The sequence below is a fragment of the Psychroflexus longus genome, assembly GCF_020164595.1.
Taxonomy (GTDB): domain Bacteria; phylum Bacteroidota; class Bacteroidia; order Flavobacteriales; family Flavobacteriaceae; genus Psychroflexus; species Psychroflexus longus.
The window spans coordinates 1-833 of record NZ_JAIQZE010000028.1; the positions used below are offsets into that span (position 1 = coordinate 1).

2 protein-coding genes are annotated in these 833 nt (G+C 31.9%); both read left to right on the forward strand.

The features are described 5' to 3' along the window. Nucleotides 1–25 precede the first annotated feature (25 nt). The gene (locus LB452_RS13420; protein WP_224462247.1) at nucleotides 26–475 is read left to right on the forward strand and encodes an FEKKY domain-containing protein; all 450 of its coding nucleotides are present in this window, start codon (nucleotides 26–28) and stop codon (nucleotides 473–475) included. 5 nt (nucleotides 476–480) lie between these two features. After that, the gene (locus LB452_RS13425; RefSeq protein ID WP_224462248.1) at nucleotides 481–696 is read left to right on the forward strand and encodes a hypothetical protein; all 216 of its coding nucleotides are present in this window, start codon (nucleotides 481–483) and stop codon (nucleotides 694–696) included. Nucleotides 697–833: the final 137 nt, after the last annotated feature.

Below are 833 nucleotides of genomic sequence, written 5' to 3' on the forward strand. Positions count from 1 at the left end.
GTTGTAAAACATTTATGAGAACCGTATGAAATTCATATTAACGTTATTTATTGGAATTCTAACTTTGACTTTGAATGCTCAAACGGAAGAAGAAACTGTTATATTTTCAAGAATTGGGGAGTTGAGTGATGAACAATTAAATAATGCTGGAGTTTCAAAACTAACTTTTGTTACTGATGAAAATAAGGCTAAAAAAATAGCGGAATTAGATATTAAAAATGGAAATCCATTCCTCTTGTTAATGGGTGGAATTGCGCCTACGATAATTGCAACTGACCCTCAATTTGAAAAAAAATACGGAATTTATTTTTACGAATTCGGTTGCAGTGGACCAGATAATGAAATAATAATTGCTTACAATAAAATAGTATTTGAGCATTTGAATAAAACTCACGGAAAAAATTGGATTAAAGAAGTTCGAGACGACGTTATCGGATTTAAAGAATGGAAACGTAATTACAAACAGAAAGATTAAAGAATATGGCTGAATATGTAATTATTTCTATCCTTATTATTCTATTTGCTGGATTTTTATATTGGGCTTATTTACCTGATTATCGTAGAAACCCAAAAGAGTTCTGGAGAACAATAATCGGAATGCCAATCGGAATGCTTTTAGGCGGTTTAGGTTATCCAAAATTGAATGATAAAATAAAGAAATGGGCAACTGATGACGAAAAGCAGAACTCGAAATAAAACGTTTTACAACAGCGCATAACAAAAATGGCGAGATTTGTGCTAAATTGAATGGTTTGTGTATTTTTAGAAACTTAAACCTTAACCGAAAGACTTGCGCATTTTAAGTCGCCACTTATGTTATGCGCGAACCGTTG